A 17,179-nucleotide genomic window follows, 5' to 3' on the forward strand; every position below is an offset into this window, starting at 1 on the left:
GCAGATGAGCATCGACAGCCTGCCGCCGCTGCGCGACGTCATCCGGGATCATGGGCTGTCGGCGCTGAAGTCGCTCGGCCAGAATTTTCTGCTGGACCTTAACCTCACCTCGAAGATCGCCCGCACGGCTGGCCGGCTCGACGGGCTGACCGTGATCGAGGTCGGCCCCGGCCCCGGCGGCTTGACCCGGGCGATCCTCGCGCTCGGAGCGCGGCGCGTGATTGCCATCGAGCGCGACGCGCGCTGTGTGGCGGCGCTGGCCGAGGTGGCGGCGCATTATCCGGGTCGGCTGGAGATCATCGAAGGCGACGCGCTTCAGACGGACTATCGCGCTCTTCTCGCGCCGGACGAGCGCGCCGTCATCATCGCCAACCTGCCCTACAATGTCGGTACGCCGCTCCTGGTCGGCTGGCTCTCGGCCGATCCCTGGCCGCCCTGGTATGCGAGCCTGACACTGATGTTCCAGCGCGAAGTGGCCGAGCGCATCGTCGCCGCACCGGGGGAGGACCATTATGGCCGTCTCGCCGTGCTGACCGGCTGGCGGGCGCAGGCCTACATCGCCTTCGACGTACCGCCCTCGGCCTTCGTGCCGCCGCCCAAGGTCACGTCGTCGGTGGTGCACATCGTGCCCCGCCAGACGCCCCTGCCCTGTTCGCTGCAGGCGCTGGAGCGCGTCACCGAGGCCGGCTTCGGCCAGCGCCGCAAGATGCTGCGCCAGAGCCTCAAGAGCCTCGGCGTCGATACGGGCGCCCTACTGGAGTCGACGGGCATCGCCCCGACCGAACGCGCCGAGCGTGTGACGGTCGAGGGCTTCGTCGCCCTCGCCAATGAATGGATGGCGATGCGCCGCGCGGGCGCCGGTCAGGATGTCAGCGTCGCCAGTTCCTGATCGAGCCGCTCGACGATCGGCGGCAGGCCGAGCTGGCGCTCTCGACGCAGGCGCTCGGCGGCCAGGATCGCCTGAAGATTGATGAAGGTCGCGTTCAGGTCCTCATTCACCAGCACGTAGTCATATTCGCGCCAGTGGGCGATCTCGGTGCGCGCGTTCTTCAGCCGCTTCTCGATCACGCCCGATGCGTCCTCCGCCCGGCGCTCCAGCCGCGTCTTTAGCTCGCCGGCCGAGGGCGGCAGGATGAAGACGCCGACAATGTCCGACCGCATTTTCTCATAGAGCTGAAGCGTGCCTTGGTAATCGATGTCGAAAAGCACATCCTTGCCGGCAGCAAGCGCGTTCTCCACCGCCTCGCGCGGCGTACCATAGAAATTGCCATGCACCTCTGCCGATTCCAGCAGGTCGCCGGCATCGCGCATCTTCTCGAAGCGCTCGCGCTTGATGAACTGATAATGGATGCCCTCGATCTCGCTCGGGCGACGCTCGCGCGTCGTCACTGAGACAGACAGATGCATCTCGGGGTGCTCCCTCAGAAGCATCTGCGCCAGTGTGGACTTACCTGCCCCGGAAGGGGAGGACAGCACCAGCATCAGCCCGCGGCGGACGACGGAAATCTGGGAAGGGCTGGTCATGGCGCTCACTCGATGTTCTGGACCTGCTCGCGGAACTGTTCGACCAGCCCCTTCAGCTCAAGCCCGATGGCAGTCAGGGACACGTCATTGGCCTTGGAGCACAGCGTATTGGTTTCACGGTTGAATTCCTGGGCGAGAAAATCCAGGCGGCGGCCGATGGCCCCGCCTTCCGCCAGCATGGCGCGGGCGGCGGCGACATGGGCCACCAGCCGGTCCAGTTCCTCGCGGACATCGACCTTCGACGCCATCATCAGCGCTTCCTGATGCAGCCGGTCCGAATCGAAGCTGGCGCCGGTATCCATCAGCACCCGCAGCTGATCGGCGAGCTTGGCACGGATGGCCTCCGGTCGGCGGGACGGGTTGGCCTCGGCGGCAGCGGTAAGCGCGGCGATGCCGTCGAGCCGCTCACTGAGCACGATGCCGAGAGCGGCGCCTTCCTGCCCGCGCATAGTGGCGAGTTCGGCGAGGGCCTGCTGGAAGCCGGCGACGACATCCGCCTCCAGCGCCGCCCGCGTCGCCTCGCTCTCCTGCGCCTCGCTGATTTCCAGCACGCCCTTCAGGCCGATGAGGCTTTCAAGCTGCACCGGCGGCGCGCCGAGCTCCTCGGAGACGCGGCGCACCGATTGCGCGATGGTGCGCAGCACATGCTCGTTGACGCGCACGCTGACCTCGGGGTCGGCGCGGGTGAGCGAGAGATTGGCGTTGACGTTGCCGCGCGACAGCACGCGCGCGGCGGACTGCTTGAGGCCCGCCTCCACGCCATCCCAGCCCCCGGGCAGTCGCAGGCGGACATCAAGGCCCTTGCCATTGACCGATTTGAGTTCCCAGGCCCAGCTCCACGCGCCGTTGATGCCCTGCGTGCGTGCGAAACCCGTCATGCTGGCCAGCGTCATGCCATCCCCCTGCCCCGTCCCCAGACGGCGGGCGGACCATAACGGGGGGCGCCGCCAGCCTCAAGCCGGCAGCGGAGAGTCATTGGCCTCAGTCGACGGCGGTGGCGCCCGTCGTGCCCGAGGTGCCGGCCGGCTGCGCCGACGGGTCCACCTTGCGCTCGCGCTCGATCTGGCGCCATCGCGCCACATTCTTGTTGTGCTGGTCCAGTGTGGCGGCGAAGGCGTGCCCGCCCGTACCATCGGCGACAAAATAAAGATTGTCGCTCTTTGCCGGACGTGCGGTGGCTTCTAGCGAGGCACGGCCAGGATTGCCGATCGGTGCCGGCGGCAGGGCCGGGATCGTATAGGTATTGAACGCCGTCGGCGAGGTGATGTCGGTGCGCGTCAGCGGACGCTCCAGCCGGCCCTTGCCACGCACCAGCCCATAGATGATCGTCGGGTCCGATTGAAGGCGCATCTTCTTGTTGAGCCGGTTGATGAATACCGCAGCCACCTCGGCCCGCTCCTCGGGAACGCCAGTTTCCTTCTCGACGATGGAGGCGAGAATCACCAGCTCCTCGGGCGACTTCAGCGGCAGGGAAGTGTCGCGCTTCTCCCAGATTTCCTTCAGCGTCGCGTCCTGTGTGCGGGCCATGCGGCGCAGCACATCCTCGCGCGATGTACCGCGCGTGACCTTGTAGGTATCCGGCATCAGGCTGCCCTCGCGCGGCACCTGACGCACATTTCCCGACAGTTCCGCTATTTCCAGAAGCCGCTCGACGATCTGGTCGCTGGTCAGTCCCTCGGGGATGGTGACGGTGTATTCGATCACCCGGCCGGAGACGATGGTGTCCAGCACCTGCTGGATCGAGGCGCCGGAGGCGAAGGCGTACTCGCCGGCCTTCAGCTTGCCGGAGGCGCGGGTGCCGACCGCCGCGCCGACAAACACCCATTTGTCGTCGATGACGCCTTGCTTGAGCAGGAGATCGGCAATGTCGATCACGCCGTAGTCGTTCGGCACAATCACCGCCTTGTCCGCTGTGAGCGGACCGGGTGCGTAGAAGCGCTCCTTGCCGATCCACAGTGCACCGCCACCCAGGACGATGGCGACGATCAGGAGCGTGAAAACCATGCTGCCGGCGACGACGAGGGGATGATTCGCTCGGCGCGACGCCTTGTGCAGGTCGGGGGGCTTTCCCGGCGTCGGGGAGATCGGATCGGTCATCGGGGGCCTCGCCTAGCGTTCGCGGGCAGCGCAACGCACTGGCAGACTACCCGAAAAGATGGCGAAAGCGGGAAACCCGCTGCCCTAAGGGCCGCGATTCCCCAGCGTTCGCACCGCCGCGTTCAGTGCGCGTAGCGCTTGAAGACCACGGAGGCGTTGGTGCCGCCGAAACCGAAGGAGTTCGACAGCGCATAATCGATCCGCCGCTCACGCGGGGTGTGCGGCACAAGATCGATGGGTGTCTCAATCGACGGATTGTCGAGGTTGATCGTCGGCGGGGCGATCTGGTCTCGGATCGCCAGCAGCGAGAAAATCGCCTCCACCGCGCCGGCCGCACCCAGAAGATGGCCGATGGCGGACTTGGTGGACGACATCGAGACCGTTGCGGCGCTGTTCCCGAGCAGGCGCTGCACCGCGCCGAGTTCGATCTCGTCCGCCATGGTCGAGGTGCCATGGGCGTTGATGTAGTCGATCTCTGCCGGGGTGATGCCCGCCCGCTTCAGCGCCGCCGTCATGCAGCGGAAAGCGCCGTCGCCATCCTCGGAAGGCGCGGTGATGTGATAGGCGTCGCCCGACAGGCCGTAGCCGACGATCTCGCCATAGATCTTGGCGCCGCGCGCGAGAGCGTGCTCCAGCGCCTCGACCACCACGACGCCCGCCCCCTCACCCATGACGAAGCCATCGCGATCCCTGTCATAGGGGCGCGACGCCTTTTCGGGGGTGTCGTTGTAGCTCGTGGACAGTGCCCGGCAGGCCGCAAAGCCCGCCATCGCCAGCCGGTTGATCGGCGATTCGGTGCCGCCCGCGACCATCACGTCGGCATCGCCGAAGGCCACGAGGCGGGCCGCATCACCAATGGCATGCGCGCCGGTGGAACAGGCCGTGACGACCGCATGGTTCGGCCCCTTGAGGCCGTGCTCGATCGACACATAGCCGCCTGCCAGATTGATCAGGCGGCCGGGAATGAAGAAGGGGGAAACGCGCCGAGGCCCGCGTTCCTGCAGCAGCAGAGCGGTTTCGGCGATGCCCTGAAGCCCGCCAATGCCGGAGCCGATCAGCACGCCGCTGGCGCACTGGTCTTCATAGGATGTGGGATGCCAGTCGGCATCGTCCAGCGCCTGCCGGGCCGCAGCCATCGCATAAATGATGAAGTCGTCGACCTTGCGCTGTTCCTTCGGCTCCATCCACTGGTCGGGATTGAAGGTGCCGTCGGTGCCGTCGCCGCGCTTCAGCTGACAGGCAATCTTGGCCGGCAGGTCGGAGACGTCGAAGTTCTCGACGCGGCCGGCACCGCTCTTTCCGGAAAGCAGACGTTGCCAGGTAATGTCGACGCCGCATCCGAGCGGCGTCACCATGCCGAGGCCGGTAACGACGACGCGCCTCATCCGATATCTCCGGAGCACTTCAGATCGGTAGGCGCTGCGACGGAAGAACCGCCGCAGCGCGCGAGAGCGGCAATCAGGCCGCGTTCTTTTCCAGGAAGTTGATGGCGTCGCCGACCGTCAGGATCGTTTCGGCGGCGTCGTCCGGAATCTCGCAGTTGAAGGCTTCTTCAAAGGCCATGACCAGCTCGACCGTATCGAGGCTGTCGGCGCCGAGGTCGTCGATGAAGCTCGCATTCTCGGTAACCTTCTCGGGCTCGACGCCCAGATGCTCGGCTACAATCTTCTTCACGCGCTCGGCAATATCGCTCATCGGTTCACCCTCGTCCGTATCCGGAGGTTGCTACGTTATACCATTTGGCCCCCGCGCGAACGCGGTGTTGGCGGCCTGCTTTTTTGCCCCGATTACAGGATGTCTCGAACATTTCCGCAATGAAGTTGCGGAGTTCAACCCTGTGAGCCGAGGCGGCTGTTAGCACACTTCAAACGCCAAAACCAGCACCGCAAAGCACGGGTTAACAGCGCTCTGGGTGGGCCTCATCAGATCATGGCCATTCCGCCATTCACATGCAGCGTCTGCCCGGTGACATAGCCCGCCTCGCTGGAGGCGAGATAGACGGCGGCAGTCGCGATATCCTCCGGCGAGCCCAGCCGCGCGGCCGGAACGGCGGAAAGAATCGCCTGCTTCTGCTTGTCGTTGAGCACCTCGGTCATCGGCGTGGCGATGAAACCCGGGGCAATGCAGTTCACCGTCACGCCGCGCGCCGCCACTTCCTTGGCAAGCGCCTTGGACATGCCGATCATGCCGGCCTTGGCGGCGGCATAATTGCCCTGCCCGGCATTGCCGGTCACGCCCACCACGGAGGTGATGCCGATGATGCGGCCGGTGCGCCGGCGCATCATCGAGCGAGCAGCGGCCCGGGTCAGGCGGAAGCCGGCGGTGAGGTTCACCGCGATCACCGTATCCCACATCTCGTCGGTCAGCCGCACGAACAAGCCGTCGCGGGTGATGCCGGCATTGTTGACCAGAATGTCGATGTCACCCATGGCCTCCTCGGCCTGCGGGACCAGTTGCTCCACCTGCTCGATATTCGAGAGGTCGCAGGGAATTACATGGGTGCGCTCCCCCATCTCAGCGGCGAGCGCTTCAAGAACCTCGCGGCGTGTACCGGAGAGCGCCACCGTGGCGCCCTGCGCGTGCAGCGCCTTGGCGATGGCTCCGCCGATCCCGCCGGTGGCGCCGGTGACGAGTGCCGTCTTCCCCGTCAGATCGAACATGGGAACCTCCTGGATTGCTGTCTCAAGCCTGCGCCGGTGCTGCGGCGAAGGCGGCGACGTCCTCGGGCGCGCCAATACTGACGGCGGCCACCTGACGGGCGATGCGCTTGGTGAGGCCGGCCAGCACCTTGCCGGTGCCGACCTCGACGAGCCGGGTCACCCCCTGCTCGGCCATGAAGGCCACGGATTCGCGCCAGCGAACCGTGCTCGTAACCTGGCGAACCAGAAGCGCCCGAATCTCGTCGGGCGCGCTGACGGGGGCCGCCGTCACATTGGCAACCAGCGGCACGCGCGGCGCGTGAACCTCAACGCCGGCCAGTGCCTCGCGCATGGCTTCGGCGGCGGAGGCGATGAGGCGGCAATGGAAAGGCGCTGAAACGGTCAGCAGAATGGCGCGCGACGCGCCCTCGCGCTTGGCGACCTCGCAGGCGCGCTCGACAGCGGCGGCATTGCCGGAGACGACAACCTGTCCGGGCGCATTGTCATTGGCGATGTCGCAGACCTCGCCCTCAGCCGCTTCGGCGGCAACCGCTGCGACCTTGTCGAAGTCGAGGCCCAGAATCGCCGCCATGGCGCCCGTGCCGACCGGTGTCGCCGCCTGCATCGCCGTGCCGCGCAGGCGCAGCAGCCGCGCTGTATCGGCAATGGAGAGCGAGCCGGCGGCAGCAAGCGCCGAATATTCGCCCAGCGAATGGCCGGCAACGAAGGCCGCGTCACGGGCGAGATCGAGCCCGGCTTCGGCTTCCAGCACGCGCAGCGCGGCAAGAGAGGCGGCCATCAGGGCCGGCTGGGTGTTCGCCGTCAGTGTCAGGGTTTCGATCGGCCCGTCCCACATGATGGCGGAGAGCTTTTCGCCCAGCGCCGCATCGACTTCGTCGAACACCGCGCGCGCCACCGGGAACTGGTCGGCGAGGGCCTTGCCCATGCCGACGACCTGGCTGCCCTGACCGGGGAAAACGAAAGCGATGCTCATGACGTTGCGATATCCATTCCTCTTTGAATTGGCGGGCGCAGGAACAACGCCCTGCGTCCCATGTCAAGCTGCAAGGGCGCGGCCGTCGGGTGTCGGCCGGCCCTCGGACATCTTGTCATTGTAAATGCATGGTGCGCCGATATGGAGGAACTCTCTCAACGTGTTTCCATCGTCGCGTCGGCGCCCATCCCTGCGGCACCGCAATGCGGTCGAACCCTTGATTTCCTGCTCTTTTGGCGTATAAGCCCGCGCACTGTCGGTCCCGGCCGGGGGCTGAACGGACGGTTTCGCATGGCTTTTTGCCGAGCGTGGCAGCGTATCCGAGGATTCGCGTCGTCCCGTGTCCCCGCCTTCGAGAATATTCGAGCCTTTCCGGGCTCGAAGGGCTCGGCGTCGGGACGATGGCCGCAATAGTGCGGAACATAGGAAAGGCACGAAACATGGCTCTTTATGAGCACGTGTTCCTCGCGCGCCAGGATGTAACGGCGCAGCAGGTCGAGGAACTCACGGCACGCTTCAAGGGCGTGCTGGAAGCGAATGGCGGCTCGGTCCCCAAGGTCGAGTATTGGGGTGTGAAGACCCTCACCTATCGCGTCCGCAAGAATCGCAAGGCGCATTTCTCGCTGCTCAACATCGACGCCCCGCCGGCCGCCGTGGCCGAGATGGAGCGCCAGATGCGTATCGATGAAGACATTCTGCGCTTCATCACCGTTCGCGTCGAAGAGCTCGAAGAAGGCCAGTCGGTCATGCTGCAGAAGCGCGACCGCGACGATCGTGGCGATCGTGGCTTCGGTGATCGCGGCTTCGGCGGTGATCGCGGCTTCGGCGGCGGCGGGCGCAGCTTCGGCGGCGACCGTGGTGGTGATCGTGGCGATCGCGGCCCGCGCCGTGACCGCGAAGAGGCTCCGGCCAGCGTGGAGACTGAGTGATGGCTTTCGGTGGCACCGGCGGCGCAGCCGCAAACACCTCGGGCGCCCGTCGCCCCTTCTTCCGCCGTCGCAAGACCTGCCCGTTCTCCGGCGCCAACGCGCCGAAGATCGACTACAAGGACGTGCGACTGCTGCAGCGCTACATTTCCGAGCGCGGCAAGATCGTTCCCTCGCGCATCACGGCCGTCTCGGCCAAGAAGCAGCGCGAACTGGCCCAGGCGATCAAGCGCGCGCGCTTCCTCGGCCTGCTGCCCTTCGTGATCCGCTGATCGCGTAGCGCCTTCGTCCCCGGCCACGGCCGGGGACGCTTCGTAAAGTGGTATGACAACAGGCCCCGGGCTTCCGGCGGCCTTGGCTGGGCTGGACTGTGATCCATCCCTAACCGCTAAGGGCGGGACAGCGTGTCGATGATTCAAAACTGGCTCATAGCGCTCGGTGCCGGCGCGGCATCCGCGCTTCTGGTCGCCACCGTTGCGACCGGCAGCCCGCTTGCGCTCCCCCTCTTCTATCTCGCTCCGCTGCCGGTGCTGATCGTCGGACTCGGCTGGACGCATGTCTCGGCGCTGATCGCCGCCTCGGCGGCGGCCGTCGCCATTGGCGTGTTCTTCGGCGTCGAGCTTCTCCTCGCCTATGTCGCCGGCGTCGGCCTTCCCGCCTATGTGCTTTCCTATCTGGCGCTGATGGCCCGGGAGCCGCAGCCCGGCGCGCCGCTTGAATGGTTCCCCATCGGTCGCGTGGTGCTCGCCGCCGCCATTCTGGGCTGCCTGGCGGTCGCCGCGCTGATCCCGCTGGTGGCGGGAAGCGTCGAGGGCTACCAGGCGGCACTGCGCACGCTGTTCCAGGCGATGTTCGAGGAAAGCCCCGGCGCCGGCGGAGCGGATGTCGAGCGGATGGTGGACCTGCTGGTCCTTGTGATGCCGCCGGCGGCCGCCGTCGTCACTATGGTGACGCAGATCGGCAATCTCTGGCTTGCCGCGCACATCGCCCGCGTCTCCGGCCGGCTGATGCGTCCCTGGCCGGACCTCGCGACGATCTCGGTGCCGCGTCCGGTCGCCGTGCTGCTCGTCGGCACCTTCATCGCCACCAATCTGGCGGGCGGCTTCGTCGGGCTGATGGCGCAGCTTCTGACCTCCACGCTGGTCATGGCGTTCGCCTTCATCGGGCTCGCCACTATCCACTGGATCACCCGCGGCGCCGCCGGCCGCGCACTGGTGATCGCTACCGTCTGGATCGCCGCACTCGCGCTCGGCTGGCCTTTCGCGCTGCTCGCGCTGCTGGGCCTCGCCGAAACGCTGTTCGGCGTGCGCCAGCGCTTCCGAAGGGGCGGGCCGCCCGGGTGCCCACCGGCCGCCAACGACGTCTGAACTCACTCAACCTTTCCGCTTTGACGCATTGAATGGAGAACTGAAATGGAAGTCATCCTGCTTGAGCGTGTCGCCAAGCTCGGCCAGATGGGCGAAGTCGTTCGCGTGCGCGACGGCTATGCCCGCAATTTCCTCCTGCCCTCGGGCAAGGCGCTGCGCGCCACCAAGGAGAACAAGGGGCGCTTCGAATCGATGAAGGCCCAGCTCGAGACCCGCAACCTCGAACTCAAGTCCGAGGCCGCCAAGGTCGGCGAGAAGATGAAGGGCACCGAGATCATTCTGGTCCGTCAGGCCGGCGAAACCGGCCATCTCTACGGCTCGGTCTCAACCCGTGACATCTCTGATGCCCTGACCGCCGCCGGCTTCTCGGTGGAGCGTCGCCAGATCGTCCTCAACCAGCCGATCAAGACCATCGGCGTGCATGACGTGCCGGTCACGCTGCATCCCGAAGTCGAGGTGTCGATCCGCGCCAACGTCGCCCGCAGCCCCGAGGAAGCCCAGCGCCAGTCGCGCGGCGAGGACCTCAGCGTCGTTCGCGATGACGAGGACGAGGACGAGGACGTCTACGTGGAAGAAGCTGATGTCGAGGCCGACGAAGAGGCTGAGGCCGAGCAGGCCTGAAGCTTTTACGTTAGGTCACATGGCAAAAGGCGTGGCCCGGCCGGTTTCGGCCGGGCTTTTTTGCGTCCAGGGCAGTATTTGCCATGTTGCGAGGCCGAAGATGTTGTGATGCAATGAGTGGCAGATAGCAGACATGCCCAGAGCATGGGCAGGCAGTCTTCCGCGGAGACGAGCCTTTGCGGTTTGTCGTCGCGACTGCCAGTACTTTGGGATTGGCCGATGGAACGGTTGCTCGCCAAGGTCCTCGAGCGCATCGTGCGCCGTGGCTCCCTCGCCGTCACTTTCGCCTCCGGCGCCCGTGCCGTCTTCGGCGACGGCAGTGGCTCCCCCCTCGCCGTCCGCTTCATCTCCAATGCCTGGCAACGCCAGATCGTCCTCGACCCCGAACTCACCTTCGGCGAGGCCTATATGGAAGGCGGCATGGTGGTCGAACAGGGCGACATCGCCGAGGTGCTCACGGTCCTGATGTCGCAGGTCGGGCTGCAGGTGCCGAGCGCCAGCGCTCAGTTTCTCCTGCGGCTGCGCTTCCTGTTCCGCCGGCTCGCCCAGTTCAATCCGCCGGAGCGTTCGCAGAAGAACGTTGCCCATCACTACGACCTCAACGGTCGGCTCTACTCGCTGTTCCTCGATGCCGACCGGCAATATTCCTGTGCCTATTTCGAGGCGCCAGGCCAGTCGATCGACGATGCGCAGTTGGCCAAGAAGCGGCACATTGCCGCCAAGCTGCTCTTTGACCGTCCAGACCTCACGACGCTGGACATTGGCTGCGGCTGGGGCGGGATGGGGCTCTATCTCGCCGGCCATGCGGGTGCCCGCGTCACCGGCGTCACGCTCTCGCAGGAGCAGCTCGGCGTCGCCCGTTCGCGTGCCGAGGAGCGGGGCCTGTCCGGCCGCGCCGACTTCCGCCTGCAGGATTATCGCGATGTGCCCGGCCCCTTCGACCGCATCGTCTCGGTCGGCATGTTCGAGCATGTGGGCGTCGGCCACTATGATGAGTATTTCACCAAGGTAGCGGCGCTTCTGAAGGAGGATGGCGTCGCCCTCATCCACTCCATCGGACGTTCGGAAGGGCCCGGAATAACCAACCCCTGGATCGCCAAGTATATATTTCCCGGCGGCTACATCCCCGCATTGTCCGAGGTGCTGCCGGCGGTGGAGAAGGCGGGATTGCTCGTTACCGACATCGAGATCCTGCGCCTGCATTATGCCGAGACGCTCAAGGCCTGGCGCGAACGCTTCCTCGCCCATCGCGAGGAGGTGGAACGGCTGTACGACCCGCGCTTCGTGCGGATGTTCGAGTTCTATCTCGCCTCGTCGGAAATGGCGTTCCGTCACCAAGGAATGATGGTCTTCCAGATTCAGCTCGCCAAGCGCGAGGGCGTGGTGCCGCTGACTCGCAACTACATCGCCGAGGGCGAGGCCGCGCTGCGTGACATGGAAAACCAGAGCCGCCCCGGCCTGCGGCTGGCGGGCGAGTAGCCCGCCACCACAGCAGACGGGCCGCAACGGTGGCGGAATCCCGTCAAGCGAGATTCGGCTTTCCACAGGCCCTCCACAGGACAAAATAGGCAGGGTACGATTCGTCCCGGACTTATCCCCGGGGCGGCGCTAGCTGTTGCGTCGCCCCACCCGCACCCGGAACAGCCATGCTCGATTCTCCGAACCGCCCCCCGGCGGAGACCGACGCGACCTATCGCACCGCCCCGCACAATATCGAGGCGGAGCAGGCGCTGCTGGGCGCGATCCTCGTCAACAACGAGGCGTTCTACCGGGTTTCGGACTTCCTGGAACCGCGGCATTTCTTCGAGCCGATCCATGTTGCCATCTACGAGACGACGTCGGCCCTGATCCGTGCCGGCAAGGTGGCGACACCGGTCACGCTGAAGACCTTCCTGCCGAGCGATTTCGATGCCGCCGGGCTGACCGCCCCGCAATATCTCGCCCGCCTCGCCGCCGAGGCGACGACGATCATCAACGCCGAGGATTACGGCCGCACCATCTACGATCTCTCGGTGCGGCGCGACCTGATCCACATTGGCGAGGAGATCGTCAACGAGGCCTATGAAGCGCCGATCGACGCCACGCCGCAGGAGCAGATCGAGGAAGCGGAAAAGCGGCTCTACGAGCTCGCCGAAACCGGCCGTTACGATGGCGGCTTCATGCGCTTCAACGACGCGCTGAAGGAAGCCGTCGACATGGCGAGCCGCGCCTTCCAGCGCGACGGGCACCTATCCGGCACGGCCTCCGGCCTCAGTGATCTCGACCAGATGATGGGCGGGCTGCAGCCGTCCGACCTGATCATCCTCGCCGGTCGTCCGGCGATGGGAAAGACCTCGCTTGCAACGAACATCGCCTTCAATGTGGCGGCTGCCTACAGCTCGGAGACGCTGCCGGACGGCTCCATCCGCGCGATCGATGGCGGGGTGGTCGGCTTCTTCTCGCTGGAAATGTCGGGCGAGCAGCTCGCGACCCGTATTCTGGCCGAGCAGGCGGAGATCGCCTCCTACAAGATCCGTCGTGGCGACATTTCCGAGCACGAGTTCGACAAGCTCGCCAGCTGCGCGCAGATGATGCAGACGATCCCGCTCTATATCGACGACACCGGTGGCATCTCCATCGCCCAGCTGCGCGCCCGCGCCCGTCGGCTGAAGCGTCAGCGCGGCCTCGACTTCATGGTGGTGGACTATCTCCAGCTGCTCACCGGCTCCTCCAAGAGCTCATCGCAGGGGCGCGTGCAGGAAATCACCGAGATCACCACCGGCCTGAAGGCGCTGGCGAAGGAGCTGAGCGTGCCGATCATGGCGCTCTCCCAGCTCTCGCGTCAGGTGGAGAGCCGCGACGACAAGCGTCCGCAATTGTCCGATCTTCGCGAATCCGGCTCGATCGAGCAGGATGCCGACGTGGTTATGTTCGTGTACCGCGAGGAATATTACCTCAAGGGTCGCGAGCCGAAGGAAGGCACCGAGGAATGGTTCAAGTGGGATCAGGACATGAAGGCGGCGCAGGGCGTCGCCGAGGTCATCATCGGCAAGCAGCGCCACGGCCCGACCGGCACGGTGAAGGTTTCCTTCGAGCCCCAGTTCACCCGCTTCTCCAATCTGGTACAGTCCGACCGTCTGCCTGAGCCGTGAGAACACCATCTTGAGTGCTGACCTTATTCCGCCCGCCGAGGCCGGCGGCGTTCTCACCGTCGATCTCTCGGCGTTGGCGGCAAACTACCGGGAGTTGGCGCGCCGCGCGTCACCAGCCACCTGTGCCGCCGTGCTGAAGGGCGATGGCTACGGGATCGGCCTCGCCGCTGCCGCCAGTACCCTTTGGGAGGCTGGCGCGCGCAGTTTCTTCGTGGCGCTGCTCAGCGAGGCACGCGACCTGCGCGATCAGCTTCCCGAGGCGGAGATCTTCGTCCTCAACGGCCTGTTTCCCGACACCGAGGCGACCTATCGCGAACGCAACCTTCGCCCGGTGCTCGGCAGCCCGTCGGAAATCGTGCGCTGGAGGGTCTTCTGCGAGCGCACCGGCGAACAACTGCCCGCAGCGGTGCACGTCGACACTGGCATGAACCGTCTGGGGTTGACGCCGGCCGAGGCGGTGAGCGTGGCAGAGGGGCGCGCCGAGCTCGGCTTTCCTCTGGCGCTGCTCATGAGCCACCTCGCCTGCGCCGACGAGCCCGACCATCCGCTCAATGCGCGCCAGTTGGAGGATTTCCGCGCCATCGCCGCCCTGTTTCCCGACGTGCGCGCCTCGCTAGCGAACTCCGCCGGAACGATGGGGGATCCGGCCTATCATTTCGACCTCGTGCGGCCCGGCATCGCCGTCTATGGTGGACGCCCACGGGCGGATGTCGCGCCCTTGCGGCCCGTGGTGCGGCTGGAACTGCGCATCGCCCGCATCCGTCATGTCCATGAAGGCGAGACCGTCGGTTATGGCGGCGCACATACCGCCATCCGTCCTTCGCGCGTCGCGATCCTGTCCGCCGGCTACGCCGACGGCATTCCGCGTCTTGCCGGCGCCTCGGACCTGCGCCCGGGCGCTGAAGCCGTGGTCGCAGGCCATCGCTGCCCACTGATCGGCCGCATTTCGATGGACCTACTCGCCATCGACATCACCGATATCCCCGAGGATGCGGTCCAGCCCGGCGATTTCGCTACCCTGCTGGGCGACGGACTGACCCTCGACAATCTGGCGCGCCACTCCCACACCATCGACTATGAGATCCTCACCTCGCTGGGGCGTCGCTATCACCGTCGCTGTGTGTAGTTGGAACGCATCCGCCCCGGTGCGACCCTGTCGCGAGAGCGGACGCGGAAGGCCTCCACCAGGTCGTCACCGTTCTGAAGCCAGCCAGGGCTGATGAAGCCCCGGCCGGTAGTAAACTGAACATCGACCCGCGTGATGCTAGGCCCTGCCGCCTCGAGCCTCTTACGAAGCTGATAGCCGCGCACCCGCTTCCAGGGCTCGCGCCGCCCCGACCACAGCGTGACGCCGCCTTCGTCAACCCGGCTGACAAACGAGCCGCGCCAGAGCCACAGAAAAACGCTACCAATGCCAAGCGTGCATGGCACAAGGACAATGAACCACATCATATATCGATGGTTCATTCGGGCAATTACCGGCATTTTCAAAGCAATCATAAAGATGCGAGATGAATTTCATCCGACACCAGTGCGACTGTATTCAGCCGAAAGCAAGAGTTGCGCTATAGGCCATTTCCACCGATACCTCTGCCTTCATGACTTTCGCGCCACAGCCTCATCGGGCTAGAAATTCGCGAAAAGGCGAAGCGGAACGGTTCATCCATGGCAAAGCGCACGGCATCCTTAATCTGCCAGATCTGCGGCGCGGTGCATTCGCGCTGGCAGGGCCGCTGCGACTCCTGCGGAGCGTGGAATTCGATCGCCGAGGAAGCGACAGCTACCGACACCATGCCAGCCAACCTGCGCGGCGGCCGCCGGGGCCGGCTCATCGCGCTGGAGAGTCTAACGGGAACCTCGGAAGACGCCCCCCGGGTGCAGGTCGGCATTTCCGAACTCGACCGCGTTGCCGGCGGCGGCATCGTGCCGGGCTCGGTGCTGCTGATCGGCGGCGATCCCGGCATCGGCAAGTCGACTTTGCTGATCCAGGCTTCCGCCGCGCTGGCGAGCGCCGGGCACCGCATCATCTATGTCTCCGGCGAAGAAGCCGTGGCGCAGGTGCGGCTCCGGGCTGAGCGGCTGGGCCTTGCCGGCGCCCCGGTGGAACTCGCCGCCGAAACGAATGTCGAAGACATCGTCGCCACCCTTTCCGAAGGCCGCCGCCCCGCGCTGGTAGTGATCGATTCGATCCAGACCATGTGGACCGACACGGTCGAATCCGCGCCCGGCACGGTGACGCAGGTACGCTCCTCGGCACAGATCCTCATCCGCTACGCCAAGCGCGCCGGCGCCGCCGTCATCCTGGTCGGCCATGTCACCAAGGACGGCCAGATCGCCGGCCCGCGCGTGGTCGAGCACATGGTGGATGCGGTGCTGTCCTTCGAGGGCGACGGCGCTCACCATTTCCGCATCCTGCGCGCCCAGAAGAACCGCTTCGGGCCCACCGACGAGATCGGCGTTTTCGAGATGACCGGCCTCGGCCTGTCCGAGGTCGCCAACCCATCCGAATTGTTCCTGTCAAACCGCGACAGCGGCGCTCCCGGCACGGCGGTCTATGCCGGCATGGAGGGCACGCGCCCGGTGCTGGTGGAGATCCAGGCGCTGGTCGTGCCCACCAGCCTGGGCACGCCGCGCCGTGCCGTGGTCGGCTGGGACCCCAGCCGCCTGTCCATGGTGCTGGCGGTGCTGGAGGCGCGCTGCGGCATCAAGCTCGGCGCCCATGATGTGCATCTCAACGTCGCCGGCGGCTTCCGTATCAGCGAGCCGGCAGCGGATCTCGCCGTCGCGGCGGCGCTCATCTCCTCGCTGGCGGGAACGGTGCTGCCGCCGGACAGCGTCTATTTCGGCGAGATAAGCCTCACCGGCGCCGTGCGCGCCGTGCCCCATGCGGTAGCGCGGCTGAAGGAGGCGGCAAAGCTGGGCTTCACCCGTGCCGTAGCGCCGGCGGCGAAGGGCGCGGGCGCCAGCGGGCGCGAGCCGGCCGAAGCGCCGCTCGCCATCGACACCATCGCCTCTCTTGGGGATATCGTGGCCGCCATTGCCGCCAAGGGGCCACGCCGCGCAGTAGCCCCGCCGCAAGAGGGATGACGCGCGCCCGGCGCCGCGCTATACGTCGCCCTTGCCTCCTGCGAGGCTGGAAGGCGCAGATTCGCTGTGCTTTCCCCTGCGCACCACATCGACCACGGTGAGATCGTCTTGACGCTCCTCGACATCATCCTGATCGCCGTGATGGTCGTGTCCGGCCTCCTCGCCATGGTCCGCGGGTTCGTGCGCGAGGTCTTCGCCATCGTCTCCTGGCTCGCGGCGGCGCTGGTCACGCTCTATGCGTATCCGCACGCCCTGCCCTTCGCCAAGCAGTACATCGCCAACGACACTTTCGCGATGGCTGCCACGGTCGGCACGCTGTTCATCGTCACACTGCTGATCGTCTCGATCATCACGGTGCGGATCTCCGACCTCGTGCTCGACAGCCGTATCGGCGCGCTCGACCGCACCCTCGGCTTTCTGTTCGGGCTCGCCCGCGGCTTCCTGATCATGGTTGTGGCCTTCCTGTTCTTCAACTGGCTGGTCCAGAACGAACAGGGGCAACCGGAGTGGATTCGCGACGCGCGGGGCAAGCTGGTCTTGCAAAGTGCGGGTGACTGGCTCATTTCCATTCTGCCGGAAGACCCCGAGAGCCTCATCCGAGAGATGCGTAGCTCGAAGGACGCCGAGCCGACCGAGCCGCCGCCTGAGCCCGTTGCACCGGGCACCACGCCGGCCACGCCGAGCCCGGTGACGCCGTCGGCGCCTTAATTCGACCGCGCCCATGGGACAAGGCGTCCCGGACGCAGTTGCTTTTGAGCACAGTGGAGCGGGCGCAGCCTTGAACTGCGCCGAG

General features: G+C 66.1%; 17 protein-coding genes. 10 read left to right on the forward strand and 7 right to left on the reverse strand.

Translation table 11 applies throughout. From position 1 onward, the window contains the following. The first annotated feature begins 4 nt into the window (after positions 1-4). Entirely contained in the window at positions 5-889 is an 885-nt protein-coding gene (gene rsmA / locus J2S76_RS10775) for a 16S rRNA (adenine(1518)-N(6)/adenine(1519)-N(6))-dimethyltransferase RsmA (protein ID WP_307060321.1), read from the forward strand. Here the strand turns inward: rsmA and gmk are convergent. The 7 genes from gmk to fabD all read right to left on the reverse strand — a co-directional run bounded on the left by gmk (position 862) and on the right by fabD (position 7,254). Next, a complete protein-coding gene (gmk, locus tag J2S76_RS10780) occupies positions 862-1,524 on the reverse strand; it encodes a guanylate kinase (RefSeq protein WP_307060323.1) in 663 nt (220 codons plus the stop codon). The two genes, rsmA and gmk, sit on opposite strands and share 28 nt — an antisense overlap. 5 nt (positions 1,525-1,529) lie before the next feature. Next, entirely contained in the window at positions 1,530-2,417 is an 888-nt protein-coding gene (locus J2S76_RS10785) for a YicC/YloC family endoribonuclease (RefSeq protein ID WP_307060325.1), read from the reverse strand. An 88-nt stretch (positions 2,418-2,505) separates the two neighbouring features. Continuing rightward, positions 2,506-3,621 carry an endolytic transglycosylase MltG gene (gene mltG, locus J2S76_RS10790; RefSeq protein ID WP_307060327.1) on the reverse strand — a complete coding sequence of 372 codons (1,116 nt, stop codon included), beginning with the start codon at positions 3,619-3,621 and terminating at the stop codon, positions 2,506-2,508. Positions 3,622-3,743: 122 nt separating this feature from the next. Continuing rightward, entirely contained in the window at positions 3,744-5,006 is a 1,263-nt protein-coding gene (gene fabF, locus J2S76_RS10795) for a beta-ketoacyl-ACP synthase II (protein ID WP_307060329.1), read from the reverse strand. A 73-nt stretch (positions 5,007-5,079) separates the two neighbouring features. Next, positions 5,080-5,316: an acyl carrier protein gene (locus J2S76_RS10800; protein WP_131834805.1), complete on the reverse strand. Its 237-nt coding sequence runs from the start codon at positions 5,314-5,316 to the stop codon at positions 5,080-5,082. Positions 5,317-5,543: 227 nt separating this feature from the next. Continuing rightward, positions 5,544-6,281: a 3-oxoacyl-[acyl-carrier-protein] reductase gene (fabG, locus tag J2S76_RS10805; protein ID WP_307060332.1), complete on the reverse strand. Its 738-nt coding sequence runs from the start codon at positions 6,279-6,281 to the stop codon at positions 5,544-5,546. A 22-nt stretch (positions 6,282-6,303) separates the two neighbouring features. Further along, positions 6,304-7,254 (reverse strand): ACP S-malonyltransferase, encoded by a 951-nt coding sequence (gene fabD, locus J2S76_RS10810; protein WP_307060333.1) that lies wholly within the window; start codon positions 7,252-7,254, stop codon positions 6,304-6,306. Between the two features lie 440 nt (positions 7,255-7,694). Here fabD and rpsF point away from each other — a divergent pair, with 440 nt between their 5' ends. From rpsF to J2S76_RS10855, 9 genes are all read left to right on the forward strand, one after another. After that, entirely contained in the window at positions 7,695-8,183 is a 489-nt protein-coding gene (gene rpsF / locus J2S76_RS10815; protein WP_018390317.1) for a 30S ribosomal protein S6, read from the forward strand. Then, entirely contained in the window at positions 8,183-8,452 is a 270-nt protein-coding gene (rpsR, locus tag J2S76_RS10820; protein WP_018390316.1) for a 30S ribosomal protein S18, read from the forward strand. The genes rpsF and rpsR overlap by 1 nt, the downstream gene beginning before the upstream one ends. A 138-nt stretch (positions 8,453-8,590) precedes the next feature. Continuing rightward, positions 8,591-9,547 (forward strand): DUF2232 domain-containing protein, encoded by a 957-nt coding sequence (locus J2S76_RS10825; protein ID WP_307060763.1) that lies wholly within the window; start codon positions 8,591-8,593, stop codon positions 9,545-9,547. Between the two features lie 45 nt (positions 9,548-9,592). Next, complete coding sequence (rplI, locus tag J2S76_RS10830) at positions 9,593-10,168, forward strand: 50S ribosomal protein L9 (RefSeq protein ID WP_307060336.1); 576 nt, start codon at positions 9,593-9,595, stop codon at positions 10,166-10,168. A 219-nt stretch (positions 10,169-10,387) separates the two neighbouring features. After that, positions 10,388-11,647: a cyclopropane fatty acid synthase gene (locus tag J2S76_RS10835; RefSeq protein ID WP_307060338.1), complete on the forward strand. Its 1,260-nt coding sequence runs from the start codon at positions 10,388-10,390 to the stop codon at positions 11,645-11,647. 167 nt (positions 11,648-11,814) lie between these two features. Further along, positions 11,815-13,299: a replicative DNA helicase gene (locus tag J2S76_RS10840; protein ID WP_307060340.1), complete on the forward strand. Its 1,485-nt coding sequence runs from the start codon at positions 11,815-11,817 to the stop codon at positions 13,297-13,299. Between the two features lie 10 nt (positions 13,300-13,309). Continuing rightward, positions 13,310-14,425, forward strand: coding sequence for an alanine racemase (alr, locus tag J2S76_RS10845; RefSeq protein ID WP_307060342.1), 1,116 nt, complete (start codon positions 13,310-13,312; stop codon positions 14,423-14,425). A gap of 539 nt (positions 14,426-14,964) precedes the next feature. Next, positions 14,965-16,386, forward strand: a complete 1,422-nt coding sequence (gene radA / locus J2S76_RS10850) for a DNA repair protein RadA (protein WP_307060344.1) — start codon at positions 14,965-14,967, stop codon at positions 16,384-16,386. Positions 16,387-16,488: 102 nt separating this feature from the next. Beyond that, on the forward strand, positions 16,489-17,094 hold the full coding sequence (locus J2S76_RS10855; protein WP_307060764.1) for a CvpA family protein: 606 nt from the start codon (positions 16,489-16,491) through the stop codon (positions 17,092-17,094). The last annotated feature ends 85 nt before the right edge of the window (positions 17,095-17,179 follow it).

Source organism: Ancylobacter vacuolatus (assembly GCF_030813595.1).
Classification (GTDB): domain Bacteria; phylum Pseudomonadota; class Alphaproteobacteria; order Rhizobiales; family Xanthobacteraceae; genus Ancylobacter; species Ancylobacter vacuolatus.

Excerpts from the sequence above, each read along its gene's own strand:
- rsmA (WP_307060321.1), top strand. The coding sequence starts at position 5 with ATGAGCATCGACAGCCTGCCGCCGCTGCGCGACGTCATCCGGGATCAT.
- gmk (WP_307060323.1), bottom strand. The coding sequence starts at position 1,524 with ATGACCAGCCCTTCCCAGATTTCCGTCGTCCGCCGCGGGCTGATGCTG.
- J2S76_RS10785 (WP_307060325.1), bottom strand. The coding sequence starts at position 2,417 with ATGACGCTGGCCAGCATGACGGGTTTCGCACGCACGCAGGGCATCAAC.
- mltG (WP_307060327.1), bottom strand. The coding sequence starts at position 3,621 with ATGACCGATCCGATCTCCCCGACGCCGGGAAAGCCCCCCGACCTGCAC.
- fabF (WP_307060329.1), bottom strand. The coding sequence starts at position 5,006 with ATGAGGCGCGTCGTCGTTACCGGCCTCGGCATGGTGACGCCGCTCGGA.
- J2S76_RS10800 (WP_131834805.1), bottom strand. The coding sequence starts at position 5,316 with ATGAGCGATATTGCCGAGCGCGTGAAGAAGATTGTAGCCGAGCATCTG.
- fabG (WP_307060332.1), bottom strand. The coding sequence starts at position 6,281 with ATGTTCGATCTGACGGGGAAGACGGCACTCGTCACCGGCGCCACCGGC.
- fabD (WP_307060333.1), bottom strand. The coding sequence starts at position 7,254 with ATGAGCATCGCTTTCGTTTTCCCCGGTCAGGGCAGCCAGGTCGTCGGC.
- rpsF (WP_018390317.1), top strand. The coding sequence starts at position 7,695 with ATGGCTCTTTATGAGCACGTGTTCCTCGCGCGCCAGGATGTAACGGCG.
- rpsR (WP_018390316.1), top strand. The coding sequence starts at position 8,183 with ATGGCTTTCGGTGGCACCGGCGGCGCAGCCGCAAACACCTCGGGCGCC.
- J2S76_RS10825 (WP_307060763.1), top strand. The coding sequence starts at position 8,591 with ATGATTCAAAACTGGCTCATAGCGCTCGGTGCCGGCGCGGCATCCGCG.
- rplI (WP_307060336.1), top strand. The coding sequence starts at position 9,593 with ATGGAAGTCATCCTGCTTGAGCGTGTCGCCAAGCTCGGCCAGATGGGC.
- J2S76_RS10835 (WP_307060338.1), top strand. The coding sequence starts at position 10,388 with ATGGAACGGTTGCTCGCCAAGGTCCTCGAGCGCATCGTGCGCCGTGGC.
- J2S76_RS10840 (WP_307060340.1), top strand. The coding sequence starts at position 11,815 with ATGCTCGATTCTCCGAACCGCCCCCCGGCGGAGACCGACGCGACCTAT.
- radA (WP_307060344.1), top strand. The coding sequence starts at position 14,965 with ATGGCAAAGCGCACGGCATCCTTAATCTGCCAGATCTGCGGCGCGGTG.